This is a genomic window from Mesotoga sp. UBA5847, from assembly GCF_002432735.1.
Taxonomy (GTDB): Bacteria; Thermotogota; Thermotogae; order Petrotogales; family Kosmotogaceae; genus Mesotoga.
This window is the reverse complement of the sequence record NZ_DJGL01000045.1, coordinates 1-558: the sequence shown is the minus strand read 5'-3', so window position 1 is coordinate 558 and position 558 is coordinate 1. Positions and strand designations below refer to the sequence as shown.

Sequence of the window (558 nt, the reverse complement as noted above, 5' to 3'; positions counted from 1 at the left end):
GCACCTGCACGGGATCTCGCTCTTTTTCTTCACGTGCACTCATCAAAAGGCAATCACAGTGCTATCATAAAAACACTCATCTTCTTATTCGTATGAGGTGATGTAATGAACTCAGGGTTTGTTTACATAATTACAAATCCTTCCAGAACTGTGTTCTACGTTGGTGTAACTAACAATCTTCTTCGAAGGGTTTTTGAACACAAGAGCAAAATTGTAGAAGGTTTTACTGACAAGTACAATTGCGTAATCGTTGTCTATTATGAGTACTATGAGACAATCAAAGAAGCTATCAGAAGGGAAAAACAACTGAAGAGCTGGAAAAGGGAATGGAAACTAAGGCTGATCAAGAAAATGAATCCGGAGCTTCGTGACCTTTGGGAAGACATCTATACTGGTTCCCGATAAAGAAAATAAGATACAGGCCCGCTAATGACCCAAACTGTCATTCCCTGGAGCCCGCGCTAGATCCACTCACTTGCCTGCCCCAATATGCATTTGTTTGGGGCTTTTGTTGTGTTTCCTGTTCAAGACCCCTGCGTTGACCGTTCAAGAGGAAAG

The 558-nt window shown here is 42.1% G+C and carries 1 protein-coding gene; it reads left to right on the top strand.

The features are described 5' to 3' along the window. Nucleotides 1–105: 105 nt before the first annotated feature. Nucleotides 106–405: a GIY-YIG nuclease family protein gene (locus tag B3K91_RS04915; RefSeq protein WP_292594165.1), complete on the top strand. Its 300-nt coding sequence runs from the start codon at nucleotides 106–108 to the stop codon at nucleotides 403–405. Nucleotides 406–558: the final 153 nt, after the last annotated feature.